We start from the raw sequence: 285 nt of genomic DNA on the forward strand, positions 1-285 counted from the left end.
CGACGCCCAGGAGAAGGCCCTCTCCCGCGCCCGCTCGCGCGCTACCGATCTTGCGCATGGCCTCAAGACGCCGCTGCAAGTCCTGTCCGCCGATATCCGGACTTTGCGCGAAAAGGGCGAAACCAAGCTTGCCGACGAAATCGAGAAGAGCGCCGGCGCGATTCGCCGCCATGTCGAGCGGGAATTGGCGCGTGCCCGCTTGGCACCTGGTGTTTCCGGCAGGGCCCCGTGCCGTGTCCGGGAGGTGGCCGCTGGCGTGGTTGCCGTCGTCAAACGCACGCCAAG

At 67.7% G+C, this 285-nt stretch carries 1 pseudogene; it reads left to right on the top strand.

What is annotated here, in order from left to right:
- Positions 1 to 285: pseudogene (locus tag EN861_RS35025) on the top strand (sensor histidine kinase); the annotation flags it as partial.

It is taken from the genome of Mesorhizobium sp. M8A.F.Ca.ET.218.01.1.1 (assembly GCF_004791165.1).
GTDB lineage: Bacteria > Pseudomonadota > Alphaproteobacteria > Rhizobiales > Rhizobiaceae > Mesorhizobium.